Source organism: Microtetraspora niveoalba, from assembly GCF_001570405.1.
GTDB lineage: Bacteria > Actinomycetota > Actinomycetes > Streptosporangiales > Streptosporangiaceae > Microtetraspora > Microtetraspora niveoalba.
Genome location: NZ_BBYM01000019.1, coordinates 309,239 through 329,596 on the forward strand (window position 1 = coordinate 309,239; position 20,358 = coordinate 329,596).

Sequence of the window (20,358 nt, forward strand, 5' to 3'; positions counted from 1 at the left end):
CAGCCGACGAGAATTTTCCGAATCTCCGGCCGGAGGGCGTTCTCCCAGGTCACGGCCAGGGGTCGGCGAGGGGCTCAGCGGGCCTCACCGAGGAGCAGCCTGAGCCAGAGGACCTCCATCCTGGCCGTCACGAGGCGATCGCTTTCATGGACGTGCGCGCCGTCCGGCCCGCGTACCGTCCGGCGGATGAACATCAGGCCGCCCGAGTGGCACAGCTCATAGATCGTCGCCTTGCATTCGCAGGTGTGTCTGCGGACGCGAACCCGGTCGCTTCGCTGGGCCGGGGGGAGCCAGCGGATCTTCTCGTGCCCCTTTTGCAAGGGGGCCACGTGAACACCGTGATACGGCCCCGGAATCAGGCTCTCCACAACCGGCTTTTCGGGCGTATCCATCGCCGACACACCTTTCACCATCTGATCCGTAAAGTTGGAATCACAGACACGAGCCATTACTCTGGGTTGTCCATCGGATACGCCAAGATTGGGCGACCGCATCAAAGCCCACCCCCAGGGATGGATGATGGCCAATTCCGATCCGGTCTACCTGCGCGTTGTCGAGGACATCCGACGTCAGATCGTCGATGGCACTCTGCCGCCGGGCGCACCGATCCCCTCACGCCACCAGATCACGCGGAAGTACGGCGTCGGCGAGACCGCTGCCAGGCACGCCCTGCGTGTGCTCGCGCACGAAGGTCTCATCGTCGGCCGTGTCGGCTCCGGCCACCGCGTCCGAGAAAAACCGATATTGCTGCCGCTCTACCGCAGCCGCCTGCCGGACACCCTGGCCACCCTGCCATCCGACGTCCAGGGCGGGGGCTATCGCCCCACCTGGAGCTGGCGCAGCGAGCTTTCGGAGCCTCCTCCGGAGATCGCCCAGCGCCTGCGGCTCGGTCAGGGCAGCCGGGTCACCAAGGTCTTCCATGTGATACGCGGCGACGGACGGCCCATCCAACTGGCCACCTCCTACGAACTGCTGGAGTTCAGCCAGGGGCAGGCCCCCGACGAGGGCACCACAGAGCGCAGGAGCGTCCTGGAACGCATGGCGGTCTCCGGCACGAAGGTCACCGAGATCAGCGAGAGCGTGCACGTCAGGGTGCCCCAGCCGACCGAGAGCGATCTGCTCGAGCTCCCGGCCGGGGTCCAGGTGATGCACATCGAGCGCACCCACTGGACCGGAGACCGTCCGGTGGAGACCAGCGACATCGTGATCCCGGGCGACAGGTTCCGCCTGGTCTACGGGATCCCGGTCCAGCTCTGACTGTCGGTGGCCGCTGGTAGAACCGATCCGGATTCCCCGTCCGGAGGTGGCGATGCGCGTCAAGGATCTGCCCGTGACCGACCAGCCCCGAGAGCGCCTGCTCGCCTCGGGCCCGGGCGCGCTCGCCGACCGTGAGCTGCTCGCGCTGCTGCTCGGCTCGGGCAGCAGGGGCACCAACGCCGTCGAGCTGGCCTCACGGCTGATCGCCCACTGCGGCGACCTCGGAGAGCTGGGCCGGGCCGAGCCCCACCGCCTGCTGGCGGTCCCCGGCGTGGGGCCCGCCAAGGCCGCCCGCGTCGCCGCCGCCTTCCAGCTCGTACGGCGCGCCCAGGCCGAGCCGGAGCGCACCCGCATCACCTGCTCGGGAGACCTGGCCGCGGCCGCGGCGCCGCTCCTGCACGGCCAGGCGAAGGAACGCCTGGTCGTGCTGGTCTGCGACGCCAGGGGCAACGTGCTGAGGCGGGCCCTGGCCAGCGAGGGGGGCAGCGACCACACCCCCGCACCTGTTCGCGACATCATCACCACCGTCCTCGTCTGCGGCGGGGCCGCCTTCGGCCTCGCCCACAACCACCCCTGCGGCTCACTGGAGCCCAGCCAGGCCGATCTCGAGGTCACCGCCCGCCTGCACGAGGCGGCCGAGACCGTCGGCCTGCGCTTCCTCGACCACGTGATCGTCACCGACACACGCTGGCGCCGCATCCCGCTCCCCTCCGAAGTCGCACCCGTCAAATGATACGTCTGGTTGTATCCTTCCGTCTAATACACGGGAATGCTTCGCCTGTACGGACATAGCCCGACGGGGCCCCTCGATACTGGTCGCCTATGGTGCGCACGTGCTCGATCATGATGGCGACACCCACCTCTACGTGCAGATCGCCGGGATCATCCGGCAGCAGATCCTGCGCGGCGACCTGGCTCCGGGGAACGCGGTCCCGAGCGAGGCGGCGATCCAGAGCCAGTTCGGCGTGGCGCGGACGACGGCCAGGCGGGCCTTCCACATGCTGCGGGAAGAGGGGCTCATCTACACCGTCCAGGGCGAGGGCACGTTCGTCGGATCCCCGGGCCAGGCTCCTCGCGAGGCGCGTCGGACGCCGCTCTACCGGCAGATCGCGAACGACGTCATCGAGCGCATCCGCCGAGGCGAGCTGCGGCCACGCCGCCCCATCCCGAGCGAGACCTCGCTGCTGCAGCAGTACGACGTGGCGCGCGAGACCGTGCGCAGGGCCATCGCGGTGCTGCGAGAGGAAAAGTGGATCTACACGGTCCCACAGCGCGGCAGCTTCGTCTCACCCGAGGAGAACTGGCCCAAGGATTAGCCGAACCACTCAACTGCTTGTATCGGTACGTCTAGTCTTGACGCGTGCTTGACCGACAGGGACCGATACCGGTCTACAAGCAGATCGCCGAGATCATCCGGCGGCGGATCGACAATGGCGAGCTGAAGCCCGGCGACGTGGTCCCCAGCGAGGCCGAACTGGAGGCCGAGTACGGCGTCGCGCGGATGACGGCTCGACGGGTGGCCCGGGAGCTCAGGGAACTCGGCCTCGTCCACACGGTCCAGGGCGAGGGAACCTTCGTCGGCGACCACGCGGCACGTCGCAACCACCGCCGGCCTCTGCTGTACCGGCAGATCGCCGACGAGATCGCCGAGCGCATCAGGCGCGAGGAGTTCGAACCCAACCGGCCCATCCCCAGTGAGAAGTCGCTCATGCGGCAGCACGACGTCGCCAAGGCCACGGTCCGGCAGGCGGTCGCGCTCCTCCGTGAACAGAAGTGGGTCTTCACCGTCCGCTATCGCGGCACATACGTCTCCCCCCGGGGGGACTGGCCGGACCCGGACTCGTCTCACCTGCATTGATCGATGCCAGTGCCCGATATATCAGCTTCGTGTTGATCTGGGACGTTTTTCTGCGGTTTAGCGGGTAGTGACCGGATGCGGGCGGCCTGCCCGGCCGTGCCGTGATCGTCCCGACAAGAGGTCCGGGGGGGATCTCATGGTGAGACGGATTGTCCTTCTGCTGGCCATCGTGATGAGCGCGCTGGTGGCGGGAGCCGCCGGCGCCTTCGCGCAACCCAGTCCAAGTCCTACCGGCGCCCACACCGGCACGCACAGTCCGAGTCCTACCGCCAGTGCCAGTGAGCAGGACCGGAAGTTCCTGATCAAGGCCCACCAGGGCAACCTGGCGGAGATCCGGGCCGGGAGGCTGGCGCAGGAGAAGGCGCACTCGTCACAGGTGCGTGAACTGGGGGCGAGGCTGATCAAGGATCACACCAAGCTCGACACGAAGGTCCGGCAGGTGGCCAAGGAGGTCGGCGTCCAGCTGCCCAGGGAGCCGAGCAAGCATCAGCAGTCCCAGCTCAAGGAAGTGAGCAAGCTCAGCGGTCCCAACTTCGACCACGCCTGGGTGCAGACGCAGTTGGCCGCCCACCGTCAGACCCTGACCCTCATCAACAAGGAGCTGTCGAGCAGCAAGTCCGAGCCGGTCAAGAAGGTGGCCCAGGAGGCCAAGCCCGTCATCCAGGAGCACCTGACGCTTCTCAGGAAGGCCGCGGCCGCCACGTCTCCGCAGATGTCGCCGACCGCGCACCCCACGCACACCCGCTGAGCGCCTCGACCAGGCACTTCGGCGAACGCCGGAACGGCACGGCCGGCTCCGGCAGCCCGTCTCCGAGGTCGATCCCCCGGGAGTCCGCTCCCGGCGCGGACGGCCTCGGAGACGCGTGCAGGGGGGGCGATGAGCGACGACGACCCCGCCGACGCCGGACGGGCGTTCACGTCCGGCCCGGACGCCTCGCTCCGGCTCCGCGGCTCATCTGGGTGACCGCCACGCACACCAGAACGGCGAGGGCCGCCGCGACCGTCGTCCAGCCGAACCGCTCGTCCAGCAGGAGCCAGGCCCACAGCAGCGTCAGGAGCGGCTGCGCGAGCTGGACCTGCCCGGCCCGGGCGATCCCGCCCATCGCCAGCCCGGCGTACCAGGGGACGAACCCGAGGAACATCGAGATCAGGCCCACATAGGCCAGCCCGCCCAGCGAGACGGCGTCCGGCCGCGAGTCGCCGGTGAACGCGAGCACGACGGTGACGGGCACGGTGATCGGAGCGGCCACCACCAGTGAGTACGAGATGACCTGCCAGCCCGGCGTCCGCCGGGCCAGCCGGCCTCCCTCGGTGTACCCCGCAGCGGCTCCCACCAGCGCGAGCACGAGGAGCAGGTCCGCCACCGCGAACCGTCCGCTTCCCCGGGTGAGGACGAAGGCCGTGATGGAGAGGGCGCCCGCCGCGCAGGCGGCCCAGAACAGCGGCCGCGGCCGCTCCCCCGCCCGCAACACGGCGCCCACGGCCGTCGCGGCGGGCAGCAGGCCGGTCACGACCGCGGCGTGCGCCGTGCTCGCCCCGCCGTTCAGGGCCAGGGCGCTGAACAGCGGGAAGCCGAAGACCACCCCCACGGCGATCACAAGGTACGACCGCAGGTGTTCCCGGGGCGGCAGGAGAGGCGCGCCCGCCGCGGCCAGGCAGGCGACGGCCGCCAGGGTGGCGAGACCGGCGCGCGCGAACGTCAGGAGGTACGGGTCGAACCCTCGCATCGCGAAAACGGTGCCGGGGAACGAGCCGGAGAAGGAGACGACCCCCAGGACGGCGAGCGCCGTCCCCAGCCAGGTGCTCCGCCGCACGCCCCGGTCCCGGGAGCGCGCGCCGCCCTCCGCTACTGCCCCCATTCCGATAGCGCTATCGTTGCTTTTCATGAATGACGATAGCAGTATCGCTCGTCTGGCGGCGATCCTCCGCGACGAGGCGGAGCGCTCGCGACCGGGCGATCGGCTGCCGTCGAGCCGGGAGCTGATGCGCCGCCACGGCGTCAGCCCGGTGACCGTCTCCCGCGCGATCGCGCAGCTCAGCGCCGAGGGGCGGGTCGTGACGAGGCCCGGCAGCGGAGCGTTCGTGGCCCCGGTGCGCGGCCGCGCCGCCGAGGCGCCGGACCTGTCGTGGCAGACGGTGGCGCTCGGCGACCGGATGGTGGACGACTCCGACGTCTCCGGACTCCTCGCCCGGCCCGCCGACGGCGTGATCCCCCTGACGGGCGGATATCTGCCCCCCGACCTGCGCCCTCTGTCGGCCCTGTCGGCCGCGGCCGCCCGTGCCGTACGCAGGCCGGAATCGTGGTCGCTGCCTCCCCTCAACGGCGAGGCGGGGCTGCGGCGGTGGTTCGCCGGCGAGGCGGGCGGCACCGCCACGCCGGACGACGTGATCGTGGTCAGCGGCGGCCAGGCCGGGCTCACCCACGCCCTCCGCGCGCTCGCCGCCCCGGGCAGGCCCGTCCTCGTGGAGACGCCGACGTACCCCGGGGCGCTGGCGGCGGCCAGGGCGGCCGGGCTGCGGGCGACCGCCGTGCCGATCGACCGGGACGGCGTACGGCCCGACCTGCTGGCGGAGGCGTTCGCCGTCACGGGGGCGCGGGTCTTCCTCTGCCAGCCGACCCTGCACAACCCCACCGGCGCGACCCTCACCCCCGATCGCAGGGAACAGGTGCTCGCGGTCGCGCGGGCGGCCGGGGCGTTCGTGATCGAGGACGACTACGCCCGCTATCTCGGCGCGGGCCCGGTGCCGCCCTCCCTGACGTCGATGGACACGCACGGCACCGTCGTCCACATCATCTCGCTGAGCAAGATCTCGGCGCCGAGCATGCGGGTCGCGGGCGTCATCGCCCGGGGTCCGGCGGCGCACCGCCTGCGCGCGAGTCAGGTGGTCGAGTCGTTCTTCGTCGCCCGGCCGCTGCAGGAGACCGCGCTGGAGTTCGTCACGTCGCCGGCCTGGCGACGCCATCTCGCCGCCGTCCGGCAGGAGATCCTCACGCGGCAGGACGCTCTGCTCGCCGGCCTGGCGCGGCACGCGCCGCAGGCCGAGGTGGAGCTGCGGCCCCAGGGAGGGCTCCACATCTGGCTGCGCCTGCCGCGAGGCACGGACGAGGCGGCACTGGTCGAGGCCGCGCAGCGCAGGGGCGTGCTGGTCAGCCCCGGCCGCATCTACTACCCGTCGGAGCCCCCGGGGCCGCGCATCAGGGTGACCCACATCGCCGCGTCGAGCGCGGCCGAGCTGGACGAGGGCGTACGCCGCCTGGGCGCCGCGCTCCGGGACGTGACGGGCGCGTAGGCCGTGCCCGGCCCCGAAGGTCCGCGGGCGCGGGCGGGAGGGAGCGGCCGTCATTTCGCCACCTCCGTCTCACCTACAGTGGTGACAGGAGGGGATCACGCAGATGACAGGCCCCGCGGAACTGCTTCGCGACTTCGTGAACACCTACGATGTCGAATCGGACGTCGACGATCTCGTCTCACCGGCCGAGCTGACCGTGTGGTTGCGCGAGCGCAACCTGATCCGGGATGCGGATCGCGCGGCGGACGACGACCTCGCTCTCGCGGTCCGCCTGCGTGAGGGTCTGCGTGACGCCCTGCGCCACAATCACGACGCCACGCCGTACGAGATCGGTGAGGGGCTGGAGGCGGCCCTGGCGGCACTTCCCCTGCGCGTGACGCTGAGCGGAGGGGCGCCCGCACTGGAGCCCGCCCTGTCCGGCTCGCACACCGCCTCGATCACCGGCGACGCGGCCGGCGGCCTGGCCCGGATCGCCGCCGCCATCCCCGCCGCGCACGCGGAGGGCATGTGGCCCCGGCTGAAGGTGTGTGCGGAGAGCACATGTCAGTGGGCCTTCATAGACTCGTCCAAGAACCGATCACGGTCCTGGTGTTCCATGCGTGTGTGTGGAAACCGCACCAAAACTCGGGCATATCGGGCACGACGCCAGACGGACGGTTCGTCCCGCGTCTCCTGACCAGTACGGTGATACATGCGAAGAGAGGAGCCGGCCGCATGGGTGTTAGATCTGCCCGTCTGGAAGACGTCGACGCGGTGACGAGCACCCAGATCAGGGCCTGGAAGTGCGGGTACCGCGACTTCCTCCCCTCCGGCCCGCTGGAGCAGATGACCGGCCCGGCCGCCGAGAAGATGTGGCGGCGGCAGTGGGACGAGGCGATCCTCTCGCCGCCCACCCCGCGCCACCGCGTTCTCGTCGCGGTCGAGCGGGTGGTCCCCGACACGGACGCCTTCGCGGCGCTCGGCCCCGGCGGCATCCTGGCGAGCGCGGCGTCCCGGGCGTCCGACCGGGTCGTGGGGCTCGCCTCGCACGGCCCCGCCGAGGACCCGGACCTCCGTCCGTCGACGACCGCCGAGCTGCTCACCCTGCTCGTCGACCCCAACCACATCCGGCGCGGGCACGGCAGCCGCCTGCTCAACGCGACGGTGGACCACCTGCGCGAGGACGGCTACAGCAGCGTCGTCACCTGGGTGTTCGCCGACAACCACCCGATGCTCGGCTTCCTCGAGTCGGCGGGCTGGGGCGAGGACGAGGCGGAGCGCGTGCTCGACATGGGGCGTCCCATCCGGATGATCCGGCTCTTCACCGACATCAGCTGACCGCGCCGGGAATGAGCAGACCCCTCGCCGGTGCTGCTGCCCTCGTGGGCGCATGGCGCGCCCACACCGGCGCCTCCCGGCGGCGGGGTGTTCGCGCGTGGTCCGACCGCGCGCGGGCTTCCACTCTCAGGTGATCTCACAAAGGTATAAACGTGGCCACACCAGCTCAATGGGTCGCGGGTTCGCGTCCCCGCACCCTTCCCGCAGCCGTCGTCCCGGTCGCCGTCGGCACCGGCGTAGCGGTCGCCGAAGGCGGAGCCGTCTGGTGGCGGGCACTCCTCGCCCTCTTCGTGGCGCTGGCGCTGCAGGTCGGCGTCAACTACGCGAACGACTACAGCGACGGCGTCCGGGGCACCGACAAGGACCGGGTCGGCCCCATGCGCCTCGTCGGGTCCGGCGCGGCCTCGCCCAAGCAGGTGCTGGCCGCGGCGCTGGGCTGCTTCCTCGCGGCCGCGGTCGCGGGCCTGGTGCTCGTGGTGGCCACCCGTGCCTGGTGGTTGCTGCTGGTCGGCCTCGTGTCGATCCTGGCCGCCTGGTTCTACACCGGGGGCTCCCGTCCGTACGGCTACCGTGCCATGGGCGAGATCTCGGTCTTCGTGTTCTTCGGCCTCGTCGCGGTCGCCGGGACGACGTACGTCCAGTTGGAGCGGCTGCCCTGGCTGGCCCTCGCCGCGGCCGTCCCGGTGGGCCTCCTCGCGTGCGCTCTCCTCGTCGTCAACAATCTGCGCGACATCGTGACCGACGGCCCCTCGGGCAAGCGCACGCTCGCCGTCGTGCTGGGCGACGGGCGCACCCGGCTGCTCTACGCGGCCGCGCTCATCGTGCCCTTCCTGGTCGCGCTCGGTGTCGTGCCCGACCGGCCGTTCGCCGCGATCGCCGTGCTCGCGCTCCCGCTCGCCGTCACGCCGGTGCGCACCGTGCGTTCGGGGGCGACGGGGCCCGCGCTCATCGCGACGCTGCAGCAGACGGGCCGCCTCCAGCTCGCCTTCGGCGCCCTGTTCACCCTCGGTCTGGCCCTCTGACGGCCTCCCCCGGCCCCGCCGCCCTCAGGGACACCGGTTGTCCGGGGGATGGCGTCTACAGGTCGAGGAGGTGCTCCAGGCCGACCGTCAGCCCGGGAAGGTCACGGACCCGGCGCACGCCGAGCAGCACACCCGGAGTGAACGACGACCGGTTCATGGTGTCGTGCCGGACGGTGAGGATCTCGCCGTCGCCGCCGAGCAGCACCTCCTGGTGGGCGATCAGACCGGCCAGCCTGACGGCGTGGACGTGGACGCCGTCCACGTCGGCCCCACGCGCGCCGGGCAGCTCCGCGGTCGTCGCGTCCGGAGAGGGGCCGAGCCCCGCCTTCCTGCGGGCCTCCGCCACGAGCTCCGCCGTACGGCGTGCCGTGCCCGAGGGGGCGTCCGCCTTGTTGGGGTGGTGCAGCTCGACGATCTCCACCGAGTCGAAGTACTTGGCGGCCTGCTGGGCGAAGTGCATCATCAGCACGGCCGCGATGCCGAAGTTGGGGGCGATCAGCGCGTTCGTCCCCGGGTTGGCCGCCAGCAGGGCGCGTACGGCGTCCAGCCGCTCGGCGGTCCAGCCCGTCGTCCCGACCACCGGGTGGATGCCGTGCGTGACGCACCACTCGACGTTGTCCATCACCACGTCGGGATGCGTGAAGTCGACGACCACCTCGGCTCCGGTCAGCGCCTCGAGCGGATCGTCCTTGTCGACGGCCGCCACCAGCTCGAGGTCGTCGGCCGCGTGCACGGCCTTGCAGACTTCCACGCCGACGCGGCCACGCGCGCCGAGAACACCCACCTTAATCACGCGCCAAGGCTATACCCCGCGTCCCTGCCGCCCTCCACGCCCACGCGCCCCCGTGTATGCGAAGGGCCCGGACCGGCACGGTCCGGGCCCTCACGCGGATTTCAGGCGATCGCGCCGCTGAAGTCCTTGTCGGCGTACGGGCCGATGACGGCGAGCGTCAGCGGCCGGTTGAGGATGTCCTGCGCGACCTCGGCGATGTCATCGGGTGTGACGGCCTCGATCCGGGCGAGGACCTCGTCCACCGGCATGAGCCGCTCGTAGACGAGTTCGCTCTTGCCGATCCGGGACATGCGGGAACCGGTGTCCTCCAGGCCGAGGACCAGCCCGCCGCGCATCTGCCCCTTGCCGCGGGTGATCTCCTCGGGCGTGATGCCGTGGGCCACGACCCGCGCCAGCTCGTCCCTGCAGATCTTCAGAACGTCGTCGATCTTCGAGGGGAGGCAGCCGACGTAGATGCCGAACTGGCCCGTGTCCGCGTACTGCGAGGTGTAGCTGTACGCGCTGTAGGCCAGCCCGCGCTTCTCGCGGATCTCCTGGAACAGCCGGGACGACATGCCGCCGCCCAGCGCCGCGTTCAGCATGCCGAGGGCGAACCTGCGGTCGTCGCGGCGGGAGACGCCGGTGGTGCCCAGGACGAGGTTGGCCTGCTCGGTGGGCCGGTCGACGACCCGGACGCCGGAGCGCCGCTCGACGCCGGGGCCGTCCAGACGCGGAGCGGCGGGGGACGCGGCGGTCGCCAGGGCGCCCGCGCGCTCGTACGCCGTGGCGACCAGTTCCACGACGCGCTCGTGGTCCACGTTGCCGGCCACCGAGACGACCGTCAGCGGGGGAAGGTAGTAGCGCTGGTAGTACTCGTGGATCCGGTCACGGGTGAGCGCGTTGATCGACTCGTCGTTGCCCAGAATCGGCCGGCCGATCGGCGTGTCGCCGTACAGCTCGGCGGAGAACTGCTCGTGCACGACGTCCGAGGGGTCGTCGTCGTGCATCGCGATCTCCTCCAGGATCACGCCGCGCTCGGACTCCACGTCTTCAGGGGTGATGAGGGAAGAGGTGACGACGTCGGCCAGGACGTCGATCGCCAGGGGGAGGTCCTCGTCGAGCACCCGCGCGTAGTAGCAGGTGTACTCCTTGGCGGTGAACGCGTTGATCTCACCGCCGATGCCCTCGATGGACGCCGAGATCTCCATGGCGTCCCTCGTGGACGTGCCCTTGAAAAGCAGGTGCTCGAGGAAGTGGGTGGCCCCCATGTGCTCGGGGGCCTCGTCGCGGGAGCCGATGCCGACCCACATGCCGACGGCGACGCTGCGCACCGTCGGCATGGTCTCGGTCACCACTCGCAGACCACCGGGAAGGACGGTGCGGCGGATGACCCCCGCACCGTCCTTGCCGGGATAGAGGATGGCGGTCGTCACGAGTTGCGGTCGTCCCGTCCGCCACGGGTACGCCGGCGCGGACGCTCGGTGCGCTCCTCCGTCTGCTGCGGGGCCTCGGCGGGCGCGGCCGCCTCGTCGCCGCCCTCGGCCTTCTCCGCGGCCTCCTTCTCGACGACCTCGACCGGGACGAGCGACAGCTTGCCGCGCGAGTCGATCTCGGCGATCTCCACCTGGATCTTCTCGCCGACGTTCATGACGTCCTCGACGTTCTCGATGCGCTTGCCGCCGTGCAGCTTGCGGATCTGGGAGACGTGCAGCAGGCCGTCCTTTCCGGGCAGCAGCGAGATGAACGCGCCGAAGGCGGCGATCTTCACGACGGTGCCCAGGTAACGCTCGCCGACCTCGGGCATGTGCGGGTTCGCGATGCCGTTGATCAGCGACCGGGCCGCCTCGGCGGACGGGCCGTCGGTGGCGCCGATGTAGATCGTGCCGTCGTCCTCGATGGTGATCTCGGCGCCGGTGTCGTCCTGGATCTGGTTGATCATCTTGCCCTTGGGCCCGATGACCTCGCCGATCTTGTCCACCGGGACCTTGATCGTGATGATGCGCGGAGCCGTCGGGTTCATCTCCGCCGGGGAGTCGATGGCCTCCTGCATCACGTCCAGGATCGCGAGGCGGGCCGCCTTGGCCTGCTTGAGCGCGGCGGCCAGGACCGACGCCGGGATGCCGTCGAGCTTCGTGTCGAGCTGCAGCGCGGTGATCAGGTCCTTGGTGCCGGCGACCTTGAAGTCCATGTCGCCCATGGCGTCCTCGGCCCCGAGGATGTCGGTCAGGGTGACGTACTGGTCGCCCTCGCCGATCAGACCCATCGCGATGCCCGCGACCATCTCCTTGAGCGGGACGCCCGCGTCCAGCAGCGACATCGTCGAGGCGCAGACCGAGCCCATCGACGTCGAGCCGTTGGACCCGAGGGCCTCCGACACCTGGCGGATCGCGTACGGGAACTCCTCGCGGGTCGGCAGCACGGGGATCAGCGCCCGCTCCGCGAGCGCGCCGTGGCCGATCTCGCGCCGCTTCGGCGAGCCCACGCGGCCCGTCTCACCGGTGGAGTACGGCGGGAAGTTGTAGTTGTGCATGTACCGCTTGGTGCGCTCAGGGTTGAGCGTGTCGATCATCTGCTCCATGCGCAGCATGTTCAGCGTGGTGATGCCCAGGATCTGGGTCTCGCCGCGCTCGAACAGGGCCGAGCCGTGGACCCGCGGCACGACGTGGACCTCGGCGTTGAGCTGCCGGATGTCCTTGGTGCCGCGCCCGTCGATGCGGACGCCCTCGCTGATCACGCGCTCGCGCATGAGCTTCTTGGTCAGCGACCGGAACGCGGCGCCGATCTCCTTCTCGCGCCCCTCGAAGTCGGCGAGCAGCTTCTCGGCGGCGAGCGCCTTGACGCGGTCGATCTCGGCCTCGCGCTCCTGCTTGCCGGCGATGGTCAGCGCGGCGGCGAGCTCGCTGCGCACCGCGCCGGTGACCGCCTCCAGGGCGTCGTCCTGGTACTCGAGGAAGATCGGGTACTCGGCGGTCTCCTTGGCGGCGACCTTCGCGAGCCGCGACTGCGCCTCGCACAGGACCTTGATGAACGGCTTGGCCGCCTCCAGACCCTGGGCCACGGCCTCCTCGGTGGGCGCGAGGGCGCCCTCGGCGACCAGCTTGAGCGTGTCACGCGTGGACTCGGCCTCGACCATCATGATCGCGACGTCGCCGTCCTGCAGGACCCGGCCGGCGACCACCATGTCGAAGGTGGCGCCCTCGAGCTCCGAGTGGGTCGGGAACGCCACCCACTGGCCGTTGATCAGCGCGACACGGACGCCGCCGATCGGGCCGGAGAACGGCAGCCCGGCGAGCTGGGTCGACATGCTCGCGGCGTTGATCGCGACCACGTCGTACAGGTGCTCCGGGTGCAGCGACATGACGGTCGCCACGATCTGGATCTCGTTGCGCAGGCCCTTGACGAACGACGGGCGCAGCGGCCGGTCGATCAGGCGGCAGGTGAGGATCGCGTCCTCGGACGGCCGGCCCTCGCGGCGGAAGAACGAGCCGGGAATGCGGCCCGCGGCGTACATCCGCTCCTCGACGTCGACGGTGAGCGGGAAGAAGTCCAAGGTCTCCTTGGGATGCTTGGACGCGGTGGTGGCGGAAAGGACCATCGTCTCCTCGTCGAGGTAGACGACGGCGCTCCCGGCCGCCTGGCGCGCGAGCCTGCCGGTCTCGAACCGGATCGTACGCGTGCCGAACGAGCCGTTGTCGATGACGGCTTCTGTGCTGTGGACACCCTCCACGGGGGACCTCCTTCTCGGGTCGGTCACCCCACGTCCGTGTGCTGCGGTCGAGGCAGCCTGACCGGCTTCCCTTCCCCTTCCCTTGCCGGCTCCCCGTCAGGTGCAGCGCCGGTCTTCGATCGAAGCGCCCGGTTCCCTCCGCGGCTTACGCCGCATGACCGGGGGCCACTACCGAGGACCGGCCCTCTCACGCCGCGGATCGCGCGTGGTGTTTGCGTGCGGACGCGGGGCACTGTCTGTCGGGTTGCGGAGACCTACCCGGTCTCCTCTCCCTTTCGGCTATTAAGTTTGCGCGGTGTCGCGGTCGCTCCTGTCGCGACTCGCCGAACCGTAGGCCTATTTTGACCTGATATGTGAAAGGAGCGGCGTTGGATCGCCGCTCCTTTCACTCTATCGACGAAGGCCGAGCCGCTCGATCAGGGAGCGGTACCGGGTGATGTCCTTGGCCTGCAGGTACTTCAGCAGGCGACGCCGGCGACCGACCAGCAGCAGCAGCCCGCGGCGGCTGTGGTGGTCGTGCTTGTGGGTCTTCAGGTGCTCCGTCAGGTCGCTGATCCGCTTGCTGAGCAGCGCGATCTGGACCTCGGGGGACCCGGTGTCACCCTCGTTGGTGCCGTACTCGGCGACGATGGCCTTCGTGGTGGCGGTGTCGAGCGACACTGCATCTCCTTTTCTGGGAGGCACGCGTGATGTTGTCTCCAACCCGCGAACGACCGTGCGTGCCTACAGTCGCCGTGAGAGTCCGGCCACGCCGCGGGCGTACCCGGACGATGGCCGACATGCAAGGCTACCATCGCATACCAGGGCCCAGGACGGGCCGATCCCCCGGGAGTGCGCCCGCGGGCGGCCGCCCGTCAGCCGCCGGTCAGCCGCCGGGCCTCGTCCACGTCGGCGTGCATCTGCTCGATCAGCGCGTCGATCGAGTCGAACTTGAGGTTGTCGCGGAGCCGCGTGGTGAAGTCGACCGCCACGTGCATCCCGTACAGGTCGAGGTCGTCCCGGTCCAGCGCGTACGCCTCGACGGTCCGGGTGACGTTCTCGAACGTGGGATTGGTGCCGATCGAGATCGCGGCGGGCCAGAGCTGCCCCTCGTAGCGCGACGGCGAGTCGGTGCACCGCAGGTATCCGGCGTAGACGCCGTCGGCCGGGATCGCCGTGTGCTGGGGCGACTCGACGTTCGCGGTGGGGAAGCCGAGCGCCCTGCCCCGCTGGTGGCCGCGCACGACCACCCCCTCGACCCGGTGCGGGCGGCCCAGCTCGGCGGCGGCGGCCTCGACGTCGCCGTCGGCGAGGTGCGCCCGGATGCGGGTGGACGAGATCGCCTCGCCGTCGCTCAGCAGCGGCACGCCCTCCACGACGAAGTCGTACTTCTCGCCGAGCGTGCGCAGCGTGTCGAGATCACCGGACGCTTTGTGACCGAAGCGGAAGTTCTCCCCCACGACCACGCCGGCCGCGTGCAGCCGGTCGACCAGCGCCGTCTGCACGAACTCGTCCGGCGACATGCGGGAGAACTCCACCGTGAACGGCAGCACGCACACCGCGTCGACGCCCAGCGAGGCCAGCAGCTCGACGCGGCGGCGCGTGTCGGTGAGCTGCGGTGGGTGACTCCCGGGGCGGACCACCTCGTCGGGATGGGGGTCGAAGGTTACGGCGACCGCGGGAAGTCCGAGACTCGCGGCCATGTCCACCGCACGCGCCACCATCTGCTGGTGACCGCGATGCACTCCGTCGAACACGCCGATCGTGACGACGGATCTGCCCCAGTCCTCGGGCACGTCGTCCAGTCCGTGCCAGCCCTGCACCTCGACCTCGATTCCTTCACACGCCATCCGGCAGTAGACAAGACTGCCATGCCCGGACGCCTGCCCGGGAACCAACCCCCGCCGATCCACCTCTCACGGGACGAAGACGGCCAGCGGCCGGGCGGTACGTCCCCGTTCCTCGACGAGCGCGAGGAGCGTGCCGTCGGGGGCGAAGACGCCGATCGGCCCGGAGCCGAGCCCGGCGGCGGGCAGCCGGCCTCCGTGCGCGACCAGGCGGGCCTCCTCCTCGGTGACGTCCCTGCGGGGGAAGGCCGCCGCGACCGCGTCCGCCATGGGCAGGATCACGCACTCCCCCGCGAGCTGCTCGATCGTGCGGGCCGCCTCGATCGTGTACGGCCCGACGCGTGTGCGGCGCAGCCGGGTGAGGTGCCCGCCGACGCCGAGCCCGTTCCCGAGGTCGCGGGCGAGCGCCCGGATGTAGGTGCCGCTCGAGCAGGTGACGACGGCGTCCACGTCCACGACGTCGCCCTCGCGGCGGATCGCGGTCACCTCGAAGCCGTACACGGTGACGGGGCGGGCGGCCAGCTCGACCTCCTCGCCCGCGCGGGCCAGCTTGTAGGCGCGCTGCCCGTTCACCTTGATCGCGCTCACCTGGGGCGGGATCTGGGCGATCTCGCCGGTGAGCGCCTCGACGCCCTTGCGGACGTCCTCGTCGGCCACGTGCCCCGCCGCGGCGGTCGCCACGACCTCGCCCTCCGCGTCGTCGGTGTTGGTGCTCACGCCCAGCCGGATCGTGGCCTCGTACACCTTCTCGGTGAGGGCGAGGTGGCCGAGCAGGCGGGTCGCCTTCTCGACGCCGACCACCAGCACGCCGGTCGCCATCGGGTCGAGCGTCCCCGCGTGGCCGACCTTGCGGGTGCCGGCGATGCCGCGCATCTTGCCGACCACGTCGTGCGAGGTCCACTCCGCGGGCTTGTCGACGATGATGAGGCCGCTCGGTGGCGGGGTTCGCCTGGCCTTGGCCGTGGGCATGACGGTGGATCCTCCGCGGAGACGGTTGGGAAGGTGGATGGTACGCCCGATCAGGACGCCCGGTCAGGGCTCATGATCAAGGCTCATGATCAAGGCTCGTGGTCGAAGCTGTGGTCAAGTCTCGTGATCAGGGCGAGAGCAGGGGGCGCAGGGCCGCCATGATGTCCGGCGGCGACTCGCGGGCGGAGAAACCCGCGGCGCGCGGATGCCCTCCACCGCCGAGGGCCGAACAGGCGCGCGCCACGTCCACGGCCCCCTTGGACCGCGTGGAGACGTTCCAGGCGCCCGTGTCGTCCTCCTTGAGCACCACCGCGACGTCCGCCTCCTCGACCCGGCGGACGACGTCGATCACGCCCTCCACCTCGTCGTACGGCAGGCCCGCGGCGGCCCGGTCCGCCCGCGTCACGTACGTCCAGATCAGGCCGTGCCCGCCGGCGGCGGCGGGTTCGAGCGTGGCCCGGCCGGCGGCGGCGCCGAGGACCGTGAGATAGCCGAAGGGCGCGCCGTCCCACAGTTCCCGAGCGATCTCGTCGGGCCGCAATCCGGCCGCGATCAGCCGGGCGGCCAGCGCATGGACCTGCGGCGTGGTGGAGTACTTGAACGAGCCCGTGTCGGTCACGAGGGCGGTGTACAGGCAGGTCGCCACGTCCACGTCGACCGCGAGCCCAAGCCGCCGGACGAGCTCCTCGACCAGGACGGACGTGGCCGCGGCGGCGGGATCGACCAGGTGCAGGGACCCGAACCCGGTGTTCGACGCATGGTGGTCGACCACGACCAGCTCTCCGGCGCGACCGGCGTGCGGTGCGAGCAGGCCCAGCCGCTCCACGGTGGACGCATCGAGCGTCACCATCAACGGAGGCTCCGCCGGATAGTCCGACGGATCGACCAGCAGCTCCTGCCCGGGCAGGAAGCGCAACAGCCTCGGCACGGCGAAGCGGCGGTCGCCGAAAGACGCGACCACCGCCTTCCCCGCCCTGCTGAGGGCGAGGCCGAAGCCGAGCATGGATCCGAGCGCGTCACCGTCCGGCGACACGTGGCAGGCCAGCGCGACCCGGTCCGCGGAGGCGATCAGCTCGACCGCCCGCGCCCAGTCCCGCTCCGAGGGTGCCGGAAGGGCCCCCGCCGGAGGCGGCGCCTCCCGTGTCACGTCCGGTGTCGCCTTCCGTGCCGTGTCCCGGTCACATTTCCCCGCGGCCGGGGCGTTTGGGCTCCTCGTCATCCTCCACGCCGCCCGTCTCGCCGTCGTAGGCCTCCTCCAAGCGGTACGGGTCGGCCTCCCCGGCGTACGTCGCGCCCTCGGCCCGCTTGGCGATCTCGGCGTCCTTGGCCCTGGCCACCGCGAACAGGTCGTCCATGTGGCGGGCGCTGTCGGGCAGCGGGTCGTGCACGAACGTGAGCGTGGGAGTGTGCCGCAGACCGGTCTGCCGGCCCACCTCCGAGCGGATGATGCCCTTGGCGCTCTCCAGCGCGGCGGCGGTGCCGGCCCGGTCCACCTCGGAACCGAAAACGGTGTAGTAGACCGTGGCGTCGCCGAGGTCGGCCGTGATCCGGGCGTCGGTCACCGTCACGAAGCCGAGGCGCGGATCCTTGATCCGTCGCTCCAGCATTTCGGCGACCACCTGCCGAATGCGGTCCGCCAGCTTCCTGGCGCGCGCTGCGTCCATGGCCGCGCTCCCCCTTATCCGTTCGGGTACGGCCGCGCTCGGGGCACGGCCGTCTATTCTTCGTCGTCGTTGAAGAGCCGCTGCCGCGCGGACAGCAGCTCGATCTCGGGGCGGAAGGCGACGAGCCGCTCGCAGGCGTCGAGCACCTCGCCGCAGTTGGCCGCGGAGGCCGACACAACGGCCACTCCGATCTCGGCACGGCGATGCAGGTCGAGATGGCCGGTCTCGGCCACGGCCACCCCGGGAAACCGCCGTTGCACCTCGGCGACGAGGGGGCGGATCACGGAACGTTTCTGCTTCAGCGAACGAACGTCGCCGAGCAGGATGTCCAACGTCAGAGCACCGATGTACATCGATTTCTCACCGCGGAACGGACGGCTGCGCCGCCGCCCCCGCACTGGGCGGGGACGGCGGCGTCAGACGTCACACGCGCGGCTTCTCCTGCATCTCGAACGTCTCGACGACGTCGTCGATCTTGATGTCGTTGTAGCCGACACCGATACCGCACTCGAAGCCCTCGCGGACCTCGGTCGCGTCGTCCTTGAAGCGGCGCAGCGACGAGACGGTGAGGTTGTCGGCCACCACGACACCGTCGCGGATGAGCCGTGCCTTGCTGTTGCGGGTGATCGTGCCCGAGCGGACCAGAGCACCGGCGATGTTGCCGATCTTGGGAACCTTGAAGACCTCGCGGACCTCGGCGGTACCCGTCCTGACCTCTTCGAACTCCGGCTTGAGCATGCCCTTGAGGGCCGCCTCGATCTCCTCGATCGCCTGGTAGATGACCGAGTAGTACCGGATGTCGACGCCCTCGCGCTCGGCCAGGTCGCGCGCCCGGACCTCGGGACGCACGTTGAAGCCGATGATGACGGCGTTGTCGTCGGCCATCGCCAGGTTGACGTCGTACTCGGTGATCGCACCGACGGCGCGGTGCAGAACCCGGAGGTTGACCTCTTCGCCGACGTCGATCTTGAGCAGCGCATCCTCGAGGGCTTCCACCGAACCGGAGACGTCACCCTTGATGATGAGCTTGAGCTCGTCGACCTGGCCCTTCTCGAGGTCCTTGAACAGTTCCTCGAGGGTGCGCCGGCGGCCGGACTTCGCCATGTCGGCGATGCGCTGACGGGCCGCCCGCTGCTGGGCGATCTGCCGCGCCATCCGGTCGTCGGAGACGACGATGAAGTTGTCGCCCGCGCGCGGGACGGCGGTCAGACCGAGCACCAGGACCGGACGCGACGGGTCGGCCTCGTCGACCGTCTCGCCGTTGTCGTCCAGCATGGCCCGGACGCGTCCGAACGCCTCGCCACAGACGATGGAGTCGCCCACCCGGAGGGTGCCGCGCTGCACCAGCACGGTCGCCACCGGACCGCGGCCCTTGTCGAGGTGCGCCTCGATGGCCAGGCCCTGGGCGTCCATGTCGGGGTTCGCCCGCAGGTCGAGCTCGGCGTCGGCGGTCAGCAGGATCGCCTCGAGCAGCTTGTCGATGCCGAGGCCCTGCTTGGCGGAGATGTCCACGAACAGCGTGGAACCGCCGTACTCCTCGGCCACCAGACCGTACTCGGTGAGCTGGGCCCGGACCTTGGTCGGGTCCGCACCCTCCTTGTCGACCTTGTTGACCGCGACCACGATCGGCACGTCCGCCGCCTGCGCGTGGTTCAGCGCCTCGATCGTCTGCGGCTTGACGCCGTCGTCCGCGGCGACGACGAGCACCGCGATGTCGGTCGCCTGGGCACCACGGGCACGCATGGCGGTGAACGCCTCGTGACCGGGGGTGTCGATGAAGGTGATCTTGCGGGTCTCACCCTCGTGCTCGGTGGCCACCTGGTACGCGCCGATGTGCTGGGTGATGCCACCCGCCTCGCGCGCGACCACGTTGGTGTGCCGGATCGCGTCGAGCGTCTTCGTCTTACCGTGGTCGACGTGGCCCATGACGGTCACGACCGGCGGACGCGGCGCGAGGTCGGCCTCGTCGCCCTCGTCCTCACCGAACTCGATCTTGAAGGACTCGAGAAGCTCGCGGTCCTCCTCCTCCGGGCTGACGACCTGGATGACGTAGTCCAGCTCGGCGCCGAGAAGCTGCAGCGTCTCCTCGTTGACCGACTGGGTCGCGGTCACCATCTCGCCGAGGTGCAGCATGATCTGCACCAGCGACGCGGGGTTCGCGCCGATCCGGTCGGCGAAGTCGGACAGGGACGCGCCACGCGGCAGACGGATCGTCTGCCCGCCGCCACGCGGAGCCTGGACGCCGCCGATCGACGGAGCCGACATGTTGTCGAACTCCTGGCGCCTCTGCCGCTTCGACTTGCGACCACGGGTCGGACGGCCACCGGGACGACCGAAGGCGCCCGCCGTGCCGCCGCCGCGGCCACGGCCGCCGCCACCACCGGGACGACCGGCGAAACCGCCGCCGCCACCGCCCGGACCGCCGCCCACACCGGGACGACCGCCGGTGCCCGTACGGGCGCCGCCGAAGCCGCCACCGGGACGACCGGCACCGCCGCCACCGGGACGGCCACCGCCGCCACCGGGACGACCGGCACCGCCGCCACCGGGACGACCCGCACCGCCACCCGGCGCCGCCGGACGGCCCTGCGGCATCATCATCGGGTTCGGACGCGGACCACCGGGACGCGGGCCACCGGCGCCGGGACCCGGACG

The 20,358-nt window shown here is 70.9% G+C and carries 21 protein-coding genes; 9 read left to right on the forward strand and 12 right to left on the reverse strand.

Features of this window, described 5'->3' with window-relative positions:
• Positions 1–74: 74 nt before the first annotated feature.
• Positions 75–392, reverse strand: coding sequence for a hypothetical protein (locus tag AWQ70_RS20680; protein WP_067178677.1), 318 nt, complete (start codon positions 390–392; stop codon positions 75–77).
• A 127-nt stretch (positions 393–519) separates the two neighbouring features.
• On the opposite strand from AWQ70_RS20680, the gene AWQ70_RS20685 reads away from it, so the two are divergent.
• The 5 genes from AWQ70_RS20685 (at position 520) to AWQ70_RS20705 (ending at position 3,863) form a co-directional block, all read left to right on the forward strand.
• Positions 520–1,257, forward strand: a complete 738-nt coding sequence (locus AWQ70_RS20685) for a GntR family transcriptional regulator (RefSeq protein ID WP_067178678.1) — start codon at positions 520–522, stop codon at positions 1,255–1,257.
• Between the two features lie 52 nt (positions 1,258–1,309).
• The gene (locus AWQ70_RS20690) at positions 1,310–1,990 is read left to right on the forward strand and encodes a JAB domain-containing protein (RefSeq protein ID WP_067178619.1); all 681 of its coding nucleotides are present in this window, start codon (positions 1,310–1,312) and stop codon (positions 1,988–1,990) included.
• 100 nt (positions 1,991–2,090) lie between these two features.
• The gene (locus tag AWQ70_RS20695; protein ID WP_245647066.1) at positions 2,091–2,573 is read left to right on the forward strand and encodes a GntR family transcriptional regulator; all 483 of its coding nucleotides are present in this window, start codon (positions 2,091–2,093) and stop codon (positions 2,571–2,573) included.
• 44 nt (positions 2,574–2,617) lie between these two features.
• A complete protein-coding gene (locus AWQ70_RS20700; RefSeq protein WP_067178621.1) occupies positions 2,618–3,115 on the forward strand; it encodes a GntR family transcriptional regulator in 498 nt (165 codons plus the stop codon).
• 136 nt (positions 3,116–3,251) lie between these two features.
• Positions 3,252–3,863 carry a DUF4142 domain-containing protein gene (locus AWQ70_RS20705; RefSeq protein ID WP_067178622.1) on the forward strand — a complete coding sequence of 204 codons (612 nt, stop codon included), beginning with the start codon at positions 3,252–3,254 and terminating at the stop codon, positions 3,861–3,863.
• Positions 3,864–4,029: 166 nt separating this feature from the next.
• Here the strand turns inward: AWQ70_RS20705 and AWQ70_RS20710 are convergent, their stop codons facing one another.
• Positions 4,030–4,974, reverse strand: a complete 945-nt coding sequence (locus AWQ70_RS20710; RefSeq protein WP_245647067.1) for a DMT family transporter — start codon at positions 4,972–4,974, stop codon at positions 4,030–4,032.
• Between the two features lie 25 nt (positions 4,975–4,999).
• Here AWQ70_RS20710 and AWQ70_RS20715 point away from each other — a divergent pair, with 25 nt between their 5' ends.
• From AWQ70_RS20715 to AWQ70_RS20730, 4 genes are all read left to right on the forward strand, one after another.
• Positions 5,000–6,406 carry an aminotransferase-like domain-containing protein gene (locus AWQ70_RS20715; protein WP_067178623.1) on the forward strand — a complete coding sequence of 469 codons (1,407 nt, stop codon included), beginning with the start codon at positions 5,000–5,002 and terminating at the stop codon, positions 6,404–6,406.
• A 103-nt stretch (positions 6,407–6,509) separates the two neighbouring features.
• Entirely contained in the window at positions 6,510–7,082 is a 573-nt protein-coding gene (locus AWQ70_RS20720; protein WP_067178624.1) for a CGNR zinc finger domain-containing protein, read from the forward strand.
• Between the two features lie 38 nt (positions 7,083–7,120).
• Positions 7,121–7,723 carry a GNAT family N-acetyltransferase gene (locus AWQ70_RS20725; RefSeq protein WP_067178625.1) on the forward strand — a complete coding sequence of 201 codons (603 nt, stop codon included), beginning with the start codon at positions 7,121–7,123 and terminating at the stop codon, positions 7,721–7,723.
• 152 nt (positions 7,724–7,875) lie between these two features.
• Positions 7,876–8,745 (forward strand): 1,4-dihydroxy-2-naphthoate polyprenyltransferase, encoded by an 870-nt coding sequence (locus tag AWQ70_RS20730; RefSeq protein ID WP_067178626.1) that lies wholly within the window; start codon positions 7,876–7,878, stop codon positions 8,743–8,745.
• A gap of 55 nt (positions 8,746–8,800) precedes the next feature.
• On the opposite strand, the gene dapB is transcribed toward AWQ70_RS20730, so the two are convergent.
• The 10 genes from dapB to infB form a co-directional block, all read right to left on the reverse strand.
• Positions 8,801–9,538, reverse strand: coding sequence for a 4-hydroxy-tetrahydrodipicolinate reductase (gene dapB / locus AWQ70_RS20735; protein WP_067178627.1), 738 nt, complete (start codon positions 9,536–9,538; stop codon positions 8,801–8,803).
• Positions 9,539–9,639: 101 nt separating this feature from the next.
• Positions 9,640–10,950 (reverse strand): M16 family metallopeptidase, encoded by a 1,311-nt coding sequence (locus AWQ70_RS20740; protein ID WP_067178628.1) that lies wholly within the window; start codon positions 10,948–10,950, stop codon positions 9,640–9,642.
• The gene (locus AWQ70_RS20745) at positions 10,947–13,244 is read right to left on the reverse strand and encodes a polyribonucleotide nucleotidyltransferase (protein WP_067178629.1); all 2,298 of its coding nucleotides are present in this window, start codon (positions 13,242–13,244) and stop codon (positions 10,947–10,949) included. The genes AWQ70_RS20740 and AWQ70_RS20745 overlap by 4 nt, the downstream gene beginning before the upstream one ends.
• A 390-nt stretch (positions 13,245–13,634) precedes the next feature.
• Positions 13,635–13,904 carry a 30S ribosomal protein S15 gene (rpsO, locus tag AWQ70_RS20750; protein WP_066951836.1) on the reverse strand — a complete coding sequence of 90 codons (270 nt, stop codon included), beginning with the start codon at positions 13,902–13,904 and terminating at the stop codon, positions 13,635–13,637.
• A 194-nt stretch (positions 13,905–14,098) separates the two neighbouring features.
• Positions 14,099–15,073 carry a bifunctional riboflavin kinase/FAD synthetase gene (locus tag AWQ70_RS20755; protein WP_373282352.1) on the reverse strand — a complete coding sequence of 325 codons (975 nt, stop codon included), beginning with the start codon at positions 15,071–15,073 and terminating at the stop codon, positions 14,099–14,101.
• Positions 15,074–15,139: 66 nt separating this feature from the next.
• A complete protein-coding gene (truB, locus tag AWQ70_RS20760; RefSeq protein ID WP_067178631.1) occupies positions 15,140–16,039 on the reverse strand; it encodes a tRNA pseudouridine(55) synthase TruB in 900 nt (299 codons plus the stop codon).
• Between the two features lie 127 nt (positions 16,040–16,166).
• Entirely contained in the window at positions 16,167–17,186 is a 1,020-nt protein-coding gene (locus tag AWQ70_RS20765) for a DHH family phosphoesterase (RefSeq protein ID WP_067178632.1), read from the reverse strand.
• A 31-nt stretch (positions 17,187–17,217) separates the two neighbouring features.
• Entirely contained in the window at positions 17,218–17,703 is a 486-nt protein-coding gene (rbfA, locus tag AWQ70_RS20770; RefSeq protein WP_067178633.1) for a 30S ribosome-binding factor RbfA, read from the reverse strand.
• Between the two features lie 53 nt (positions 17,704–17,756).
• Complete coding sequence (locus AWQ70_RS20775; RefSeq protein WP_067132874.1) at positions 17,757–18,056, reverse strand: DUF503 domain-containing protein; 300 nt, start codon at positions 18,054–18,056, stop codon at positions 17,757–17,759.
• A gap of 70 nt (positions 18,057–18,126) precedes the next feature.
• Positions 18,127–20,358: translation initiation factor IF-2 (gene infB / locus AWQ70_RS20780; protein ID WP_157530206.1), on the reverse strand; the 2,232-nt coding region annotated here is incomplete at its 5' end.

Coding starts and splice junctions, on each gene's coding strand:
- AWQ70_RS20715 (WP_067178623.1), top strand. CDS start 5,000: ATGAATGACGATAGCAGTATCGCTCGTCTGGCGGCGATCCTCCGCGAC.
- AWQ70_RS20755 (WP_373282352.1), bottom strand. CDS start 15,073: ATGGCGTGTGAAGGAATCGAGGTCGAGGTGCAGGGCTGGCACGGACTG.
- truB (WP_067178631.1), bottom strand. CDS start 16,039: ATGCCCACGGCCAAGGCCAGGCGAACCCCGCCACCGAGCGGCCTCATC.
- AWQ70_RS20725 (WP_067178625.1), top strand. CDS start 7,121: ATGGGTGTTAGATCTGCCCGTCTGGAAGACGTCGACGCGGTGACGAGC.
- AWQ70_RS20775 (WP_067132874.1), bottom strand. CDS start 18,056: ATGTACATCGGTGCTCTGACGTTGGACATCCTGCTCGGCGACGTTCGT.
- AWQ70_RS20680 (WP_067178677.1), bottom strand. CDS start 392: ATGGATACGCCCGAAAAGCCGGTTGTGGAGAGCCTGATTCCGGGGCCG.
- AWQ70_RS20690 (WP_067178619.1), top strand. CDS start 1,310: ATGCGCGTCAAGGATCTGCCCGTGACCGACCAGCCCCGAGAGCGCCTG.
- AWQ70_RS20710 (WP_245647067.1), bottom strand. CDS start 4,974: ATGGGGGCAGTAGCGGAGGGCGGCGCGCGCTCCCGGGACCGGGGCGTG.
- AWQ70_RS20720 (WP_067178624.1), top strand. CDS start 6,510: ATGACAGGCCCCGCGGAACTGCTTCGCGACTTCGTGAACACCTACGAT.
- AWQ70_RS20685 (WP_067178678.1), top strand. CDS start 520: ATGGCCAATTCCGATCCGGTCTACCTGCGCGTTGTCGAGGACATCCGA.
- AWQ70_RS20705 (WP_067178622.1), top strand. CDS start 3,252: ATGGTGAGACGGATTGTCCTTCTGCTGGCCATCGTGATGAGCGCGCTG.
- rbfA (WP_067178633.1), bottom strand. CDS start 17,703: ATGGACGCAGCGCGCGCCAGGAAGCTGGCGGACCGCATTCGGCAGGTG.